The following is a 20,586-nucleotide window of genomic DNA, read 5'->3' on the forward strand; positions in this document are numbered from 1 at the left end:
TTTGAAATATTTTAAAATTAATTTGTTATTGAACTTGTGGCCCACCACTTAGAATAATAAATTCTGATCTTCTATTACTTTGGTGTTCTTCGTCTGTACAATTAGAACCGCAATCAACTTTGAGTTCGTTCTCTCCTTTACCCATGCCTGAAATTCGAGCTTTATCTATGCCTTTAGAAATAACATATTGAACCGTCGTTTTTGCTCTTCTATCAGATAATCTCTCATTGTATGATGCAGACCCTCTACTATCAGTATGCGACGTTGCATTGATTACCATTTCTGGATATTTATTCATGATTTGAACTAGTTTATCTAATTCAAAAGCGGCTTGTGCAGTAATATTAGATTTATCATAATCGAAAAAGATTGGGTTTAGAACAACCTCATCTGGTGTTACAATAACTTCAATTGGGTCTAACATAATACTAACCTCTTTCTCTTCTTCTTCAGAAGCACTCACTGTTAGTTTTTGACTCTCATAACCATCCATAACGACTTCTAATTCTGATTGTTTTCCGCATTCAACAATAAATTCAACAGTACCATCAGAATCTGTTACTTTAGTTAATACTAAGTTACCTTGATCATCATATAAGGATACCGAAGCTGCATTTATTGGATTTCCTGTTTTAGAATCTGTAACTGTTCCTGTGATAAGTACATCGCATAAAGGTTGTAGTTTTTTAATAGCATAAACATCATCACCTCCTAATCCTCCATCTCTATTTGAGGATACATAGCCTTCTTCACTTTCTTCATCTAAATGAAAAGCAAAATCATCTGCATTACTATTAATTGGAATCCCGATATTACGTACAGGTCCCATTTTACCATCTACAACTTTAGAATAAAATACGTCTAAATTCCCTAGTCCTAAATGTCCATTTGAAGAGAAGTATAATGTATTATTACTACTGATATAAGGAAACATTTCTTGACCTTGAGTATTTACTTTTTGTCCTAGGTTAGTTGGTTCTCCCAAAGTACCGTCATCATTTATACTTGCTTTGTAAATATCATATAAACCAAAACCTCCCGGCATATTAGAAGAAAAATAAAGTGTTTTACCATCGGTACTTACTGATGGGTTTTTTACTGAATAGTTCTCACTATTGATTGGAAAGCCTTCAACATCTCCCCATCCATCACTAGATTTTGTTGCCTTAAACAATTGAAGTTGACTTATTCTATAGTTTGTTATAGAATCTCTTTGGTATTCCTTTTCGAAGTAACTTTCACGAGAAAAATACATTGTTTCTCCATCTGGAGAAAAAGCAACAATACCTTCATGATATTTAGTATTGACTTTGCCTCCTGCTAAATCTGCTGCTTGGTATGTACCATCATCATTTTTAGTCAATTCGTAAATATCTAAAAATGGTTCTTCATTCCATCCATAAGTTTTACGAGAAGTATTTCTTGCAGACGTAATGTAAAGTTTGCCATCCTGAAGTGTTCCACCAAAATCAGAATACTGCGTATTAAAACCTAAGTTTTGAATATTGAATTTTTTTCCTTTTTCTAAAATCTTAGGTAAGTAATCTGGATTTTTATTGAATGCAATAGCTCTATCATCATTTGGGCGCATTTGAGCAAAATTTGCTATTTGAGTGTTTGACTCTTCATACTTACCATTTGCTTTGAGCATTTGGGCATATTTAAAAAGCATTTCTGGATTAGTATTTCCTTCAAGTGCTTTGGCATACCAGCGTTCTGCTTCAACAGTATTAAATACATTATAATAAGATTCTGCCAATTGGCTATAAACATAAGGGCTGCCTTTTCCGTTTTCAACTAATTCAGCATAGTCTTCAGCAGCTTCAACAAATTCATATCTATTAAAATGTTTATCTGCTTTTTTTGTGTCTTTATTCTGAGCAATTAAGCTGAAACTACTCAATGCTACTATTGTAAAAAGTATTAATAATTTTTTCATGATGTTTTAGCTTAGTTGATTAGAAATATCTTGGTGAGCGTGAAACTTTCTTTGGAAAGTTTAAATCAAATAATAACATAAATTCGTGCGATGCAGGTGCATACTTTTTAATATCAGAACTAACTCTATCGTAAGCATATCCAATTCTTAACGATGGTGTAATTGAAAAGTTTATTAATCCTGAAAACGAATCATCCAATCTATATGAAGCTCCTAATTCAAACTTCTCATAGAATAAAGCATTAAGGTTAACATCAAATGATGTTGGTGCGCTAAATGCAGACTTCACCAGAAACGATGGCTTCAATTTTGTGTTTGGAGACAATTGAAACACATATCCACCAGTAAAGAAGTAATGTGCTTCTTCTGAACCTAATTTATTCCCATCTGCATCTAAGTGTACAGAGTTAAGTATGTTTGGTACAGATCCTGCTAAATAATAATTATCTGTGTAATAGAAAAAACCTGCGCCAATGTTAGGTGTTGACGTGTTTATATTTTGAAAAAACGGATCGTTAGGATCTATTAAATCAATTCCTGCTAATCCAATATCATGGAATGTCGCTCCAGCTTTAAGACCAAAAGCTAGTCTATGTTCGCCTTCTAATTGTAATGTATAAGAGAAATCGGCATATACGTTAGTTTCTTTAATTGGCCCTACTTCATCAGAAATAATGGAAAGACCTACTCCTACTCTTTCTCCTACTGGTAATGCATCTCCTCCTACAGGTAAGTGTACGAAAAAAGTTCCTGTCTTTGGAGCGCCATCAATACCAGCCCATTGTGAACGGTACAATAACCCAAAAGACAAATTCTCTTTTGAACCAGCATATGCTGGGTTAATGACATTCATATTATACATGTATTGTGTATATTGAGGGTCTTGTTGTCCATACACTGGTGTTGCTATGAGTAATACAATAATGATATATATATTTTTCATCTATTAGTTGTTTGATTTTAGTTGGTTTTTAATTTAGACGTTGGATATACACCCAAGCACTTCTGCGTTTACCATCTTCATATTCCATGGTGTAGAAATAAGTCCCTACAGGCAGTTCATCACCATCATTGGTTTGTCCGTACCACTCATTTGTATAATTGTTTTTAGAGTAAACTAATGTCCCATTACGGTTAAAGATTTCAAGCTTACTTACATCGTAGCTACTTAAATCAAAAGTATCATTCATTCCATCTCCATTAGGAGAAATACCTTGAGGGATTACACAACTGTCCAACTCAATAATTGTTTGAGCGGTAATACTTGAACACATTGTAGCATCATTGAAGGTCACTTCAATTTCATAAAGCCCTGCCTCAAGCACTGGTAAGGTTAACCCTGTTTCTCCTGCAATAACACCACCATCCTGATACCATGCAATTGACACTTCAGATTCAGAATAATTATTAGCAGTTGCAGTAATTAAAATAGGTACAGTGGCATTAGGACATACCTCATATTCAAAATCGGTCGTAAATGACGTACTAGGTAATGGTTTTACAATTAAATCAAATGGTGTTGTAGAATAACAATCAAAAACAATGTTGTTTTCTACTCTTGCGTAAATCGTTTGAGAAGCACTACTATATAATACTGAAGTATCAATAGCATTAGTACCTGCTTCTGCATCGGCTTCAGTTTCATAATAACTCACTGTAAAGATTGTGTCATCTTGCCCATTTAAAACATTGGCATCATGTGCAGCTAAATCAAATAAAGTAACGCCATCTGTATCATCATCACAAGCCTCAATTGCAACACTAGTAGCATCAGGTGTTGGTCCAGAGATGATTAAATCAAACGTTGTTGTTGCAAAACAGAAATTGGCATTAGCATCTTCAATTCTCACAAATATAGTTTGAGGGTTTGAGATGTTAGTATAAGGAGACGCTAGTGCACCTATATTTGCTTGAGCATCTGCTAAACTTAAATGATAGGTTACATTAAATTCTGTAGCATCCTGTGTGCCTAATACTCCAGCGGTTTGCATATCTAAATCAAAGTCTTCAATTCCATCTGCAGAAATATCATCACAAGTTATAATGTTTGGAACCACATTCGCGACAGATTCATCTCCAAAAATTATAGTCACCGAATCTTGGGCTTGTGCATCACACTGCTCATCATAGGCAATAACAGTATAGGTACATGACTCTGTTACGGTTAAGGTAGATGACGTTTCTCCTTCAATAATAAAGCCATCACAATACCATTCGTACGAATCTGCAAATGGAGAATCTGCAATTATATCGTAAGACTCAAAACCACAAAACGTTTGATCTAGACCTAGATCCACTTCTATTTCAGCAGTGATATTACCATCATCTGGCCCTCCAGAATTTGTTTGACTAATTGAAATTGTTCCAACTTCATCAGAGTAGTTCGTTACTAATAGAATATAAATTTCCCCTGACAGCGCATCATTAATTGTTAAGTTTTCAATAGCTGATCCAGAATAACTACAATCTACAATATTTCCATATGGATAGAAATTAGGATTTGAGGTATTATTAGGGCAATCACCTCCTGAGTTTGGACAACCTAAATCTAAGTTACCGCAAGCATTTTCTAAGGAATCAAAAGGCCCCCAAAGCACGAAATCTACATCTAATCCACTGTCATTCGCATCTGTTTGTGAAATTTCAATTTCAATTAAACCTGGATCGCCAATCTGAATAATATTCCAAGTTGGATTTGGTGCTGAATATAAACACGCAATATCTGTTGGATCAGGGATTCCAACAATATTAGAAGTCGTTAAAGCTCCACCTGGTTCTGCACAGAAATTCTCTGCATTTTCACAAATTATGTTTGTTGGCGCCTCTTTAATACATAAATCAAAGGTTGTTGTTTCAGGATTACTCCCTCCAGAAAACACTCTAATATAATATGTGTTTCCTACAATAAGTAGAGGCGTTACACTAGCTGTATCGTTTGTACATTCTAATTCAATTAAATTGTCACAATCTCCTTCATATAAGGCATAATCCATATTGAATCCTCCTCCAGCAATATTTATCAATGAAATTAACTGAACTTCACTTAATGCTGTAAATTGGAACCATACATCGTCATCAGGGTTTCCTGTACAAAAGCTTGTTGGAATACCAGAATCTGTTGCTTCTATTAAAGATCCTGCTGTTAATAAATCACAGGTTTGATCATCATTAACTAGCGCAACAGTAGCATCACATGGATTATCATTTTCAGGTGGACAAGCCAATAATTGGATTGCACTACTGCTTATTACACAATTAACATCTTGATCATTGCTTATAGTAACCACAACATCTTCTAAAAATGGGAATGGTCCTATTTGATACACGCCAGTAGCTGTAACTGGAACTGTGGTAGCATCTATATTGTTTGAAATTGTAAGTGATGTAGCGTCACCTAATGTAGTAATGTTAACGTCTATTAAAAATTGATCTCCATTAGCGCAATCATCGACTGCTTGATAAGTTGCAGCAGGATTAATACACGTTGCACACGAAACTGTCACATCAAAAGGTGTATAACCATTTTCTGAACAATTTACAGAACCATCTGAATTAATATACCATGAAATCGTATCACCAGATGATTGAAAAGAAATACCTGATGGATCTGCTATATTTTGATTGTATAATTCTGTTCCATCTGAATCGATAATTACTAACTCATCACAACAGCCTTCCATTTGTCCATCATTAATAACGAAGTTAAGCGGTAATCCGTTTGAACTTGTATATGTAAACGTTGCTATTGATGGATCATCATCAATATCATCAAAATAGCAAAACGTTGTGTTCACAGGACCTTCGTCACAATCAACTATATTATCTAAACAATACTCTTGTGTTAATGTTGTACTAGTTAATTCACAGTTAACATCATCATCACTAGCTACACTTATAATAACATCCGTATTATTTACAAATGGTCCAAAACTATACAATCCAACAGCGCTTGCCGTTTGTGCTGTACTCGCTTGGTTATCGCTAATGGTAAGCGATGTTGCAGAGCCTAAACTCGTTATATCTACATCTACAAAAAACTGTGGTGTGTTAGCACAATCACTTCTAACTGCATAATTGGCTTCAGGGTTTACACATGTGGCACATGACACTGTAAAATCCCATTCTGTTCTAGAGCCAGATGCACAACTTACAGAGCTATCACTATCTACTTCTAGAAATAAGGAATCTCCTGTGGATTGAAACTCTAAACCTGAAAGATCTCCTCCATTATTGCCTTGATAAATTAAGTTTGCAGTATTATCTGATCCATCATAAACTAATATATCATCACAACAGCTTTCTATAGTTCCAGTACTAAATATTAGCCTTACTGGACTTCCGTCTGAGGATACAAACAACCATGTTGTATCATCATTATTATCATAACAATAATTAAATTCTAATGGTGGTTGGGTGCAGTCTACTACATTTAACACACATTGCTCTTGTGTCAATGTACCACTTGTTAATACGCAATTAACATCATCATCACTAGCTACACTTATAATAACATCCGTATTATTTACAAATGGTCCAAAACTATACAATCCAACAGCGCTTGCCGTTTGTGCTGTACTCGCTTGGTTATCGCTAATGGTAAGCGATGTTGCAGAGCCTAAACTCGTTATATCTACATCTACAAAAAACTGTGGACCGTTTAAACAATCTTGCCTAACAGCATAAGCAGCTTCAGGGCTTACACAAGTAGCACAGGCTACAGTGAAGTCCCATTCAGTACTACAACAGCCACTACCCGAAGCACAGCTTACGGAACCATCTGCATCAATTTCAAAAAATAATGAATCTCCTGTGGATTCAACCACTAAACCTGAAAGATCACCACCATTATTGCCTTGGTAAAGTAAGTTTGCTGTATTATCATCTCCATCATAAATTAATATATTATCACAACAGCTTTCTATACCACCTGCATTAAATGTTAGTCTTACTGGACTTCCGTCTGAGGATTCAAACCACCAAGATGTATTATCATTATCATCGTAACAATAATTAAATTCTAATGTTGGTTGGGTGCAGTCTACTACATTTAACGCACATTGCTCTTGTGTCAATGTACCACTTGATAACGCACAATTAACATCATCATCACTGGCTACACTTATAATAACATCCGTATTATTTACAAATGGTCCAAAACTATACAATCCAACAGCGCTTGCCGTTTGTGCTGTACTCGCTTGGTTATCGCTAATGGTAAGCGATGTTGCAGAGCCTAAACTCGTTATATCTACATCTACAAAAAACTGTGGGCCGTTTAAACAATCTTGTCTAACAGCATAAGCAGCTTCAGGGCTTACACAAGTAGCACAGGCTACAGTGAAGTCCCATTCAGTACTACAACAGCCACTACCCGAGGCACAGCTTACGGAACCATCTGCATCAATTTCAAAAAATAATGAATCTCCTGTGGATTCAACCACTAAACCTGAAAGATCACCACCATTATTGCCTTGGTAAAGTAAGTTTGCTGTATTATCATCTCCATCATAAATTAATATATCATCACAACAGCTTTCTATACCACCTGCATTAAATGTTAGTCTTACTGGGCTTCCGTCTGAGGATTCAAACCACCAAGATGTATTATCATTATCATCGTAACAATGACTAAATTGTAAAGGTAGTTGTGTACAGTCTACAATTGTTTGTGCATCAGCACACCAGGTTGAGAATGTAAAAAGGAATAATAATAGAATTTTTTTCATAATTATAGTAGCGTTTTGGTCTTATTTATGTGTACTTAAGACGGTGAAATTTCAAGTATTCAAATTTTTGATTTACCTAGAGCTAAACACCTAATAAAATACTTTGTCAAAAAGATTGCTTATCACAGCAGTGATCACCTTCTTCTTTTTTATAATTAAAAATTATTTATAACCAGTATCAACATCATTACATAAATCAATATGTAGCTTATTTCTAGCTTGTTACGTTTTAAATAGTTCTTCATTTTTATTTCTTTAACTAGTTTAACAATCTTCACTTTTACTGTGCTATCGTAAATATTTACTAGACATATTGCAGGTTTTAACGCGCCTATATCTATCATATTTAGTGGTTAGTGGTTTATCAATCAGAACGTCCTTTGACCTACGATATTAAAAACCTCTATGAGTGGGTTAATTTGTTTTTAAACACTTGCTAAAGTATATGCATCACTAGAACCTCCCAAATAAAATGGGGTAGCAAAATGGTTGTGCATAGCCCATAATTGTTTGATTTTAGTTGGTTTTTAATTTAGACGTTGGATATACACCCAAGCACTTCTGCGTTTACCATCTTCATATTCCATGGTGTAGTACAGCAATTAAGTCCTGGAGCAGCACAGCTTCCAGAAATATCGGTTTCTATTTCAAAAAATAATGAATCGCCTGTAGATTCAAACACTAAACCAGAAAGATCTCCATCATTATCTCCTTGATATAGTAAGGTTGCTGTATTATCTGCACCATCATAAATTAATATCTCATCGTAGTCTGCTTCAATACCACCTGAATTAAATGTTAATTTTATAGGGCTTCCATCTGAGGATTCAAACCACCAGGTTGTATCATCTTCATTGTCATAGCAATGAGCAAATTGTAATGGTGGCTGCGTACAGTTAACAGTTGTTTGTGCGTTAGCACACCAAATTGAGAACGTAAAAACGACTAATTGTAGAATTTTTTTCATAATAAAATTGTATTAATTAATTATTTAGAGTGGATTAGTTTTTAGACTAAGCACTGGCTAAGCTATACGCGTTGATAGAAACTCCCAAATAAAAAAGGGTAGCAAAAGGGTTTTCCGAGCATACAAGAGACCATACACTATCTTAATGACATGCCACTTTCTCTTTTTTTAAAGTTTTATGATTCCCAATGAAAATTCATTGTAAAATGCTTATATGTAGTAGCGAAGTAATTGTGTGTTTAGCAGTTAAACATGCAAGATCTAGGCTTTATAGATCATCAACGATCTTAAACCCAACATCTTATTCATGAAAGACCTCCTTATTAATAAATAAGGAGGCCATAGTAACTACTGATTACCCCATTTTTCAATCAATAGTTAGCTTTTTAAAAGAATCTATAAAGAACACATAATATAAGGGAAAGATATTTCTAAGTCAGCAATATTTGACCTGTTTAGCCACTCATAATAAATAGCCTGTTATATGTAATATTGCTATTAACATTAGAATCATCAATAGCACAAAATTAAACTTGTAAGAATGAAAATCTAAAAATGAGGGGTAGTAATGAGGTTGCATCATTTGTTTATGCCATTTTCAACAAAGATTAGGATTGTCAAAATTCACACTTAACAATTTCCTTTCCATCTCATACACTTAAAGTAAAGACATTTGATGATAAAACAATTGAACAAAAAATGGGTATGCAATCCATAATGACTATCTGCTGATACTAGTATTAGCCGCACTTCTAATAAACGCAATGATATCTTTATTAGAATCAATTAATAGTTTCTTGCGTATTCTATGTCGTGTAGATTTAATTGAGGAAAGTGTGGTATTTAGTAATTCACTAATTTGCACGGCTGTCAAATCTAAAGTCATAAAGCAAAGAATTTCTTTTTCCTTTTCGCTTAATACTGTGAATTTGGTATTCAAAATAATTTTAAAGTCCATACTTACCTTATTTAAATACGCTTGCAAATTTTCTGAAGTTGTTTTTGTTGTCTTTTCTGAAAGTAAGGTTGCCCAGAGCGATTTTAATTCTTTATTTCGTTCTTTTGGGTTTTCTAACTTAATTATTTGTTTAATCCTATCTAGTGTTTTATGAAGTACCTCCTGTCGTAATGAGTTTTCTATAACAGCTCTCTTAAGTTCATTTTCTCGAGTCAATAATACCAATTCTCCTTTTAACTTGTCTAACTGTTCCTTTTCTAGTTTATTTTCAGATAGTTTTAAACGTTGTCTAGCATTTTTCTTAACAAGCCATAAAATAGCTATCCCTAAAACCATAGTAAGTATAAACAACAAAAAGTATAACTTACGTTTTGAAGCTTCATTCTCAATGATTAATTGATCTGCTAATTTTTCTTTGTCAAATTTATGATTAAGCTCCAATGCCGTAATTCGTTTCGCTTTTTTTGTGTCATTTATGGAATCATAATACGTCTTGTAAATTTTATAGTCTTCTAATGCCTTAGCATATTTCTTTTGTTTTCTATAGAGGTCACTTCTTTCACGATAATGCAAAACCAAAAGACCAACATCCTTTACTTCCTTAGCATTAAAAATAGCGCTATCAAGATGATGTGACGCTTCTTCATAATTGCCTAAAGCACTAAATACAAAGGCTACATTTGAATAGCTAGCACTTACTTCTTTTTTATCATTAAAAGCTTTAAAAATAGCTATGTTTTTTTGGAAAATCTTTATGGCTTTATCTAGTGCTCCATTACTATAGTGAATACCAGCCATAGTCGAATTAATTTCAGCTTCTGCCCGTTTGGAAGTTATTGGAAGTGCCTTAGCTTTATTGATATAAATAAGTGAAGAATCTATTTGATCGTCATAGTAGAGTGCATCTGCTAACTTTTGATATGATAATCCCAAATTGTTTGCATCTTCTATCAATTTCCATATGACAATTGCATCCCTAAAATACTGCTTAGACTTGGCATAGTCACCATAAATTGTATAAAACTTACCTAGGTTATCTAACGTTGACCCAATACCTGTGGAATCTTGAATAGTTTCGAAAATATCTAATGCGCTTAAGTAATGGGACAAAGATACTTCTGTCTTATCTTGTTGCAAATCAAACATCCCAAGAGCATTTAATGCATTTGCTTTTTGTTGCTTGTAATAATAAGATTGATAGTTCTTATGTTTTATGGTTTCAATAATATTATTAATAATTGTTCTTGAGGTATCTAAATCAAATAAACGTGTGCGGTCTGCAAGTTGCAACTCAAGATCAATTTTTAAGGAATCACCTGGAGCCATTCTTATTTTTTGTAAAATAGTGTTAGCTATACTATCCTGAGTTTGACTGTACCCTATACTAAATAATAGTGCACATATAATAGTAAACAAATGTTTCATTTTTTGAGAGTATGGTAATAATTAATTAAGGTAACCTAATATACTAATATTTAAAAAACTCTTTTTTTCGTAAGACTATTTTTCTATTGTAAGTTTATCTCTATTTTATTTGTTCTTAGACTTAGTCTATTGATTTTAGTTATTTCATCTTTAATATGCATTTTGAAATGTTATAACTTTTACTAACTCAGGTCTTTTTTACCCATATATGCTCTACGATAGAACGTATATGAACCAGCCAATAAAACAAGTGCGATAACGGGTCCAAAATATAAATTATCTTTTGTAGCAATATGCGCTTCTAATGCCAATAAAAAATTAAAAAGAAATCCAGCATATGCCCATTCTTTAAGGAATTGAATTTTGTTACTTAAAATTATTGCTACTCCTAATATTTTGGCAATTGCCAAAGGAATTACTATGCGTCCATTGTATCCAAAACTCACAAAATGACCACGAAATGTTTCTATATCTAAAAAGTATCTTGTAGCAGACGTAAGTATTAGTGCTGATAACAATCCGGTAAAAATCCAGTAGACTATTTTATTTGTGTTCTTCATTGTTTAGTTATTCTAAATTCGGTAGTTAGTGGTTGATTTCTGTTAATAAGCAATGGAAGTCAAAGCAATTAAAAAAATTAAGAAGTCATTGGTCTTCATTACTCTTGTTACAACAAGCAAGTCATTTTTCTTCATGGGGTATAATTTTAATTTTCGAATCAAATTTAAAACACCCAACTAAAATCCCTTAATATTTAGGGGTAGCAAAAGGGTAGCAAAACCTAAACCCATGTGTTTGTAGGGGTTTTGAAGTGGCACAATATCATCATACATCCCAAAAACATCCTCAAAACAAGATTGTTTTGGTTCCATTAGACTATTATTTTTACGTTTTAAAGATGCATTTTGACTGTGAACAGGTGTGTTTCTGATTAGGACTATTAGTATAAAACGAAATACATAGAAGGAAGCTTTCAGAAAATTTAAATAAGACATATGTTTCATAAAAAAAGCCACCTAAAAAGGTGGCTTAATCTTATTATAGTGTTTAACTCATCATTAGTTTTTAATAATACGAACCGTTTCAGTTGCATTATCTATTGTTACTTTAACAAAGTATGTTCCTGTTTGTAAAGCAGACAGGTCTAAGTTTTCTTCTAAGCTATTTGGTGTATTGTGTAATACTTCTTGTCCTAGCATATTGTAAACAGATACCTTTTGAATGTTGTTTTGAGCTTGTAAGAACAGGGTTTCATTTACAGGATTTGGATAGTAGCTAAATGCTAAATCATTATCTACATCTTGAGTGGTTAGAGTATGGCAATTAACTGTAGCTTCCCATCCCGCTCTTTGTTCAATGGAATCTGAAGTAAATACAAATGTTAAGGCTCCTGAAGGGTCTGTAGATGTAATGGTCATACCTTGTAAATCCCCTGTACCTTCTGGAACTACATCATCTCTATCCCAACACCAAATTGTTCCACCTCCTGGAGGATTAATAGTTGCTGCTGTATCATCTTCTCCATTATAAATTGTTAATCCATCAAAACAATTAGTTCCACTACTTTCTGTAGAGAAGAAACTAAAGTAAACACTAACAGTACCTCCTGCTGTATCTGGAGTAATTGTATAGGTAATCGTTTCTCCATTTGAGTAATCCTCTTCTGGTCCACCAGAATCTAAGAAAATTCCGTTAGTACATGATGGTGGCACAGCTACATAAGGTGTAATAAATGTATATGGTCCTGCCCAAGCAGAAACTCCATCTACACCACAATCTGCTTGTACATAAAACGCATAGGTGTTGCTTACTATCAAACCAGTAGCCGTATAAGGATTCGTAACACCTGTAGCAGTCGCAGTTCCTGTTGCAGTTTCTCCAGCTGTTACATCTACGAGTTCTATATTCCAAGACGTAGCAGTTCCATTTTCTGTCCAACTTAAATCTGCAGTTGTATCTGTGATATTCGTAACTGTTAACGCAGTAGGTGCAGGGCATGATGGTAACTCAGTAAAAGATACATTATCAATTGAAATATCGGACTGAAAACCATGTACTACCTTTGTGGCTCTAAATGTAATTGTAATGGATTGATTTGCATATGTTGCTAAATCTATAACGGCCAATTCCCATGGCGATGTAGCAGATGCTTGTTGCTCACCTGACAATGTCCACACATTAGTTGTACCATTAACTAATACATCTAGTGTTCCTATATCATCACCAAACATATGATAGTTAAATGTTAATGCTGGTGCTGTAAGTGCTGTTAAATCAACTACAGGAGATATTAAATCCGTTGTATTAGCAATTGCTGTTGATGATTCTGTATAGAAATAGTTTCCTGTTGTAATTGACGAATCTGGACCTGTATCGTCAGACCCTGTATCTGTACCTGGTGCAGATTCCCAATAGTATGTCCCTCCAGTTCCAATCCAGCAGTTTTCAGCTGTAAAAGCATTTGTTCCTGTAGTAAATGTTTCAAAATCTTCTGTATATGGTGCTGCAATTGTTGTACAGTCAGTTGTAAACGTAACAGGCCCAACCCAGTTAGAAGTTCCGTCTGCGCCGCAATTAGTTCTTACATAAAAATCGTACTCTGTGTTTTGTGTAAGCCCAGTTGCTGTATATGGGTTTGAAACAGCTGTTGCTGTTGCTGTTGGCGTTGTTCCTGCGGGTACAATTGCTACATCCCATGCTGTTGCAGAGCCATTTTCTGTCCAACCTAAATCGGCAGTTGTATCTGTAATAGTTGTTGCTGTTAACTCACTAGGTATAGCGCATGTTAATTCAGTAAAAGACACATTATCAATTGAAATATCGCCTCGAACAAATTCTCCTCTTGTTGCTCTAAATGTAATCGTAATGGGTTGGTTTGCATACGCAGATAAGTCAACTATAACCAATTCCCATGGCGCTGTACCAGATGTTTGTTGCTCACCTGACAATGTCCATATATTAGTTACTCCATTAACAAGTATATCTAAAGTTCCTATGCTTTCACCAAACATATGATAGTTAAATATTAATACTGGCTCAGTAAGTGCTGTTAAATCAACTAATGGAGATCGTAAATCTGTTATATCACCGATTTCTCCATCTGTTGCCTCTGAATAGAAGTAGTTTCCTGTTGTAATTGATGGATTTGGACCTGTAAGGATGGTGCCTATATTTGTTCCTTGTGAAGATTTCCAAAAGTATTCACCATCCGTTCCAGTCCAACAGTTTTCAGCTGTAAAAGCAGCTCCTCCTGTAGTAAATGTTTCAAAATCTTCTGTATATGGTGCTGCAATTGCTGCGCAAGTAGTTCTGAACGCAAATGGTCCAACCCAGTTAGAAGTTCCAACTCCACCACAATCTGCTTGTACATAAAACTCATAATTATTATCAGGTGTTAATCCTGTAGCTGTATATGGGTTTGTAACTCCAGAAGTTGTCGCAGTTCCTGTTACAGTTCCTCCAGCTGTTATATCTACGAGTTCTATATTCCAAGACGTTGCAGTTCCATTTTCTGTCCACCCTAAATCGGCAGTTGTATCTGTGATATTCGCAGCTGTTAATTCACTAGGTGTAGAACATGTTGGTAATTCAGTAAAAGACACATTATCAATAGCAATATCTCCTTCAAATAAATCAGCACTTGTGGCTCTAAATGTAATACTAATTGCTTGATTAGCATACGCAGATAAGTCAACTACAGCCAATTCCCATGGTGTTGTTTCAGATGCTTGTTGCTCACCTGACAATGTCCAAACATTAGTTATTCCATTAACTAATATATCTAGTGTTCCTATTTTATCACCAAACATATGATAGTTAAATGTTAATGCAGGTGCTGTAAGTGCTGATAAATCAACTACAGGAGATATTAAATCCGTTGTATCACCGGTTGCTCCATCTGATGCTTCTGAATAGAAATAGTTACCTGTTGTAATAGATGGAGCTGGGCCAGTATCGACTGATCCTGTATCTGTACCTGGTGCAGATTCCCAAAAATATGCTCCACCTGTTCCAGTCCAGCAGTTTTCAATAGCAAAAGCTGCATCATTAGCTGTTGTAAACATTTCAAAATCTTCTGTATATGGTGCTGCTGTTATTACACACGTAGTCCTGAACGCAAAAGGCCCAACCCAATTGGTTGTACCACCACCACATTGGGCTTGCACCCAAAACTCATAATTATTATCAGGTGTTAATCCTGTAGCCATATATGGATTTGCAACACCAGAAGCTGTAGCAGTACCAGTAGCAGTACCTTCAGCTGTTATATCTACGAGTTCTACATTCCATAATGTCGCTGTTCCAATTTGTGTCCAACCTAAATTGGCAGTAGTATCTGTAATAGCAGTTGCTGTTAACCCTGAAGGCTCTGGACATGCTGTTGAGATAATTGTTGGAGCGTCAAAACAAAATCCCCATTTATAACCTGCACCACCTACTGTATCATCAAAATAAATTCTATACCTAAACCCTGATAATTGTGTAGCAGTAAAACCTGCAATATTAAGTGCATCTGTCGTGTATGCTTCAGCAGTTCCTGAACAATAATTATCCGTTGGAGCTCCTGCGGTATCAACATTAAATGGAGAACCTATGATATTCCATGTACTGGCATCTACATCCCAGTATTCGAATTGTAAAATTTCGGCATCGATATAATTATAAACAAAGTTTCCAGAGATTATAATCGCCCTTTCTCCTGCTGTATAAGCAGCAGTCAAGTCAATTATAGGCGATTCTGCTGCAATATCATCATCGTGTCCAGGTCCGGCATCGTCATCATCGAAAGCAAAATTTGATGTTAACGTTGGATCGGCTTCTAAAGCCGATGGATCAGTATTATATGTTCCTGTAAGTGACCAATCTGTATTAGGCCAATTTGCATTCTGATTTAATGTTTGTGCATATGAGCTAAACGTAAAAGCTCCTAACATGACAAACACGAATAATAAATTAATTTTTTTCATACTAATATTTATTTAATCTTATAATTTTATAAATCCCGATACATATAAAAACCATTCCTAGAACATAAAATATTGAAAGCATCAATACGCTATGATTGTAAATCGTAATTACAATACCCATACTATTTAATAATAACCCTATTTTCAATTTATCAACAGGGCTCAACATGTCTTTAATTTTAACTTTCATACTATAATTTTAAGGTTAGTATTTTACTTTAATTTTTGTTTTCTAACGTCTAAAATTGACTGCATTATTGTACTTAATGAATGACTAATCAAATCATTATAGTGCATCTGCGCTTTTTTAGTAAGTACAGATGCACAGCTATCAATCAACCATAAATAATGAAAAACTCATCATTAGTTTTTAATAATACGAACCGTTTCAGTTGCATTATCTATTGTTACTTTAACAAAGTATGTTCCTGTTTGTAAAGCAGACAGGTCTAAGTTTTCTTCTAAGCTATTTGGTGTATTGTGTAATACTTCTTGTCCTAGCATATTGTAAACAGATACCTTTTGAATGTTGTTTTGAGCTTGTAAGAACAAGGTTTCTTTAACAGGGTTTGGATAATAACTAAATGCTAAATCATTTTCGACATCTTGAGTGGTTAACGTATGGCAATCTACTGTAGCTTCCCATCCTGCTCTTTGTACAGTACTATCAGAAGAAAATACAAATGTTAAGGCTCCAGAAGGATCTGTAGATGTAATGGTCATACCTTGTAAATCTCCTGTACCAACAGCAGGCGTATCATTTCTATCCCAACACCAAATTGTTCCACCTCCTGGAGGATTAATAGTTGCTGCTGTATCATCTTCTCCATTATAAATTGTTAATCCATCATAACAAGCATTAGATCCATTATTTTCTGCAGAGAAGAAACTAAAGTAAACACTAACAGTACCTCCTGCTGTATCTGGAGTAATTGTATAGCTAATATTTTGATTATCTGAATAATTTCTACTAATTCCACCAGAATCTAAGAACGTTCCGTTAGAACATGATGGAGGTACAGCTACATAAGATGTAATAAATGTAGATGGTCCTGCCCAAGCAGAAACTCCATCTACTCCACAATCTGCTTGTACATAAAACTGATATGTGTTGTCTCCTACTAAACCAGTAGCAGCAAAAGGACTCGTAACATCTGTTGCTGTTGCTATACCTGTTGCTGTTTCTCCAGCTGTTACATCTACCAGTTCTATATTCCAAGACGTTGCAGTTCCATTTTCTGTCCATCCTAAATTAGCAGTTGTTTCTGTAATAGTAGTTGCTGTCAACCCACTAGGCATAGGACATGTTTCTAGCGTTGAGAACGCAAATGGTCCAGCCCAAGTTGATACGTCATCTTCTCCACAATCTGATTGCACATAGAATTCATAATTGTTATCCTGTGTTAATCCTGTAGCCGTATATGGGTTTGTAACTCCAGAAGTTGTCGCAGTTCCTGTTGCAGTTCCTCCAGCTGTTATATCTACGAGTTCTACATTCCAAGACGTAGCAGTTCCATTTTCTGTCCATCCTAAATCGGCAGTTGTATCTGTGATATTCGCAGCTGTTAAAACAAATGGTTTAGGACATGTAGGCAATTCAGTAAAAGACACATTATCAATAGCAATATCTCCTTCAAATAAACCAGCACTTGTGGCTCTAAATGTAATCGTAATGGATTGATTAGCATACGCAGATAAGTCAATTACAGCCAATTCCCATGGCGTTGTTTCAGATGCTTGTTGCTCCCCTGACAATGTCCAAACATTAGTTATTCCATTAACTAATACATCTAGTGTTCCTATTTTATTACCAAACATATGATAGTTAAATGTTAATGCAGGTGTTGTAAGTGCTGATAAATCAAATAAAGGAGATATTAAATCTGCTGTATCACCGGTTGCTCCATCTGATGCTTCTGAATAGAAATAGTTACCTGTTGTAATAGATGGAGCTGGGCCAGTATCGTCTGATCCTGTATCTGTACCTGGTGCAGATTCCCAAAAATATGCTCCACCTGTTCCAGTCCAGCAGTTTTCAATAGCAAAAGCTACATCTTCAGCTGTTGTAAACATTTCAAAATCTTCTGTATATGGTGCTGTTATTACACACGTAGTCCTGAACGCAAAAGGCCCAACCCAATTGGTTGTACCACCACCACATTGGGCTTGCACCCAAAACTCATAATTATTATCAGGTGTTAATCCTGTAGCCATATATGGGTTTGCAACACCAGAAGCTGTAGCAGTACCAGTAGCAATACCTCCAGCTGTTATATCTACGAGTTCTACATTCCATAATGTCGCTGTTCCAATTTCTGTCCAACCTAAATTGGCAGTAGTATCTGTAATAGCAGTTGCTGTTAACCCTGAAGGTTCTGGACATGATGTTGAGATAACTGTTGGAGCCTCAAAACAAAATCCCCATAACCATCCTCCAACATCGTCATATGCAATACGATATTGGAAGCCTGATAACTGTGTAGCAGTAAATCCAGAAATATTAAGAAACGCAGATGCATACGCTACTGTACCATTACAATTCTGGAAATTTGTATTTGTAGAGTTACCTAAAAACGTGTCTAATGCTGTCCAAGTCATGGCATCAGCATCATAGGTTTCAATTGTTAAAACATCTCCTCCTAGTGCTCTGTAAACAAAATTCCCGCTTACGTTGATCCAATTTTCACCTGCTATTTGAGCAGCAGTCAAATCGATTACTGGTGAAGTCGCTTGGATGTTATCTACAGAAGTGATACCTGCAGCATCGTCATCAAAACCAAATGTAGCATCTACAGTTGGGTCAGATAATAATCCACCAGCGCTATATGCACCAGAAAGTGACCAATCTGCATTAGGCCAATTTGCATTCTGATTTAATGTTTGTGCATATGAGCTAAACGTAAAAGCTACTAACATGGCAATCGCAAAAAATAAAGTAATTTTTTTCATATTAATGATTTATTTAGTTTATTATTTAATCAGCCGAAATTAAACCTTGCAGCTTAAATTCTTTAATGTTTTAGGGTAGCAAAAAGGTTTCAAAATCTAAAAACCTTGTGTTTGTGTGGGCTTTCAAATAGTACGATAGCATGATGCATTACAAAACCTCTTTTAAGAATAAGATTAAATGGAGAACCTATGATGTTCCATATACTGGCATCTGCATCCCAGTATTCGAATTGTAAAATTTCGGTATTGATATAATTATAAACAACGTTTCCAGAGATTATAATCGCCCTTTCTCCTGCTGTATGAGCAGCAGTCAAGTCAATTATAGGTGATTCTGCTGCAATATCATCATCGCTTCCAGATAAGGCATCGTCATCATCGAAAGCAAAATTTGATGTTAGGGTTGGATTGGCTTCTAAAGCCGATGGGTCAGTATTATATGTTCCTATAAGCGTCCAATTTGTATTGGGCCAACTTGCATTCTGATTTAATGTTTGCGCATATGAGCTAAACGTAAAAGCCCCTAACAAGGCAAACAAAGTAAAAGCATATACAACACTTTTAACTTTTTGTATTCTCTAATCATAAAGGAACACGTTGGACAGGATTCACAGCGTGAACGTGTAAGGTTTGTTGCGGGAAAAGACGCAAGTCATTTTCCCGTTAGATATAAAGATAATTTAGTGTTTTACAAACTTTAAGGTCTTACGACCTGTATCTGTTAATACTCTAGCTAGATAAATACCATCTTTAAACGAAGAAACATCAATTGAGACTTTATTTTCAGATAACGTAGTATTCATAACTCGTTTACCAAGAACATCAAATATTTCAACTGAATTTAAAAGATTATTTGGTGAATCTAAATTCAACGTTTTCACGTCAGTATCATAAAAATGTGAAAAGTCATTTGCCGCAAAATTAGCAACTGACAAATCTTCATCATTGGTTCTAAAGTTGTCTACGTATGCGAAACCAGAATAATTATCATGAGCGAATCTTACTTGCTCAATATTAGTCATTGTAGTTGCAACTATCCCAACAAATATTGAAACATTATCAATAAAAAACTCAATAGAATTATTATCAAGTTCCATTCTAACATTAAACCAAGTTAAAGGTGTCCAATCTGCATTTGTATCTATCAAATCAACAGTTCCAGTTCCTGTTCCATCATCTGCTAAAACAACAATATCTCCTTCATAAGTAAATCTTATGTAGGTAATAAATACCTGATCTGTAAGGTTTACCAGTCCAAAAATATAATCTGAAGTATTAGTAGAATCGAATGTGTCAATATTCATGTCTGCTGAAAAAGTTGCTTCTGTATAAGACACAGCTGTAGTATAATCATAAAAAGCACCAACTATTTGACTCGCTTGCCCTCCAAAAGCTGTTTCTTGAACGATTTTTAAACAAAAAGTACCATCAGTGGAGTTTTCATCGCTGATAATTTGATTTTCAATAAATGTATCTGCTCCTATAGGTGTAGACGACCACCCGTTCTGAGTATTTACGTTTCCTAAGGTAAATCCTTCAGAGGTCTCAAATGAAGTAGTTTGTTGTGAATGAATAGCGAAACTAAATAGAATGGCTGCAAATAATAGAGTAGTTTTTTTCATAATGCATTATGTTTAATTAATGTTATTAGAAAC

Annotated in this window: 11 protein-coding genes; all 11 read right to left on the minus strand. The window is 34.9% G+C overall.

Annotated elements, in window-relative coordinates:
* Positions 1-25: 25 nt before the first annotated feature.
* Positions 26-1,939: an OmpA family protein gene (locus Q0787_RS01015; RefSeq protein ID WP_298900332.1), complete on the minus strand. Its 1,914-nt coding sequence runs from the start codon at positions 1,937-1,939 to the stop codon at positions 26-28.
* Between the two features lie 19 nt (positions 1,940-1,958).
* Entirely contained in the window at positions 1,959-2,882 is a 924-nt protein-coding gene (locus Q0787_RS01020) for a type IX secretion system membrane protein PorP/SprF (RefSeq protein ID WP_298900333.1), read from the minus strand.
* A 28-nt stretch (positions 2,883-2,910) separates the two neighbouring features.
* On the minus strand, positions 2,911-7,665 hold the full coding sequence (locus Q0787_RS01025; protein ID WP_298900334.1) for a gliding motility-associated C-terminal domain-containing protein: 4,755 nt from the start codon (positions 7,663-7,665) through the stop codon (positions 2,911-2,913).
* A 532-nt stretch (positions 7,666-8,197) separates the two neighbouring features.
* Positions 8,198-8,632 carry a CUB domain-containing protein gene (locus tag Q0787_RS01030; RefSeq protein WP_298900335.1) on the minus strand — a complete coding sequence of 145 codons (435 nt, stop codon included), beginning with the start codon at positions 8,630-8,632 and terminating at the stop codon, positions 8,198-8,200.
* A gap of 721 nt (positions 8,633-9,353) precedes the next feature.
* A complete protein-coding gene (locus Q0787_RS01035) occupies positions 9,354-11,015 on the minus strand; it encodes a tetratricopeptide repeat protein (RefSeq protein ID WP_298900336.1) in 1,662 nt (553 codons plus the stop codon).
* Between the two features lie 182 nt (positions 11,016-11,197).
* Positions 11,198-11,575, minus strand: a complete 378-nt coding sequence (locus tag Q0787_RS01040; RefSeq protein ID WP_298900337.1) for a DoxX family protein — start codon at positions 11,573-11,575, stop codon at positions 11,198-11,200.
* A gap of 177 nt (positions 11,576-11,752) precedes the next feature.
* Positions 11,753-11,887, minus strand: a complete 135-nt coding sequence (locus Q0787_RS01045) for a hypothetical protein (RefSeq protein ID WP_298900338.1) — start codon at positions 11,885-11,887, stop codon at positions 11,753-11,755.
* A gap of 186 nt (positions 11,888-12,073) precedes the next feature.
* Entirely contained in the window at positions 12,074-15,982 is a 3,909-nt protein-coding gene (locus tag Q0787_RS01050; protein WP_298900339.1) for a fibronectin type III domain-containing protein, read from the minus strand.
* Positions 15,983-16,345: 363 nt separating this feature from the next.
* Complete coding sequence (locus Q0787_RS01055) at positions 16,346-18,931, minus strand: fibronectin type III domain-containing protein (RefSeq protein ID WP_298900340.1); 2,586 nt, start codon at positions 18,929-18,931, stop codon at positions 16,346-16,348.
* 89 nt (positions 18,932-19,020) lie between these two features.
* On the minus strand, positions 19,021-19,470 hold the full coding sequence (locus tag Q0787_RS01060) for a hypothetical protein (RefSeq protein ID WP_298900341.1): 450 nt from the start codon (positions 19,468-19,470) through the stop codon (positions 19,021-19,023).
* Positions 19,471-19,611: 141 nt separating this feature from the next.
* Positions 19,612-20,553, minus strand: a complete 942-nt coding sequence (locus tag Q0787_RS01065; protein WP_298900342.1) for a T9SS type A sorting domain-containing protein — start codon at positions 20,551-20,553, stop codon at positions 19,612-19,614.
* Positions 20,554-20,586: the final 33 nt, after the last annotated feature.

This window comes from uncultured Psychroserpens sp. (assembly GCF_947492715.1).
Taxonomy (GTDB): Bacteria; Bacteroidota; Bacteroidia; order Flavobacteriales; family Flavobacteriaceae; genus Psychroserpens.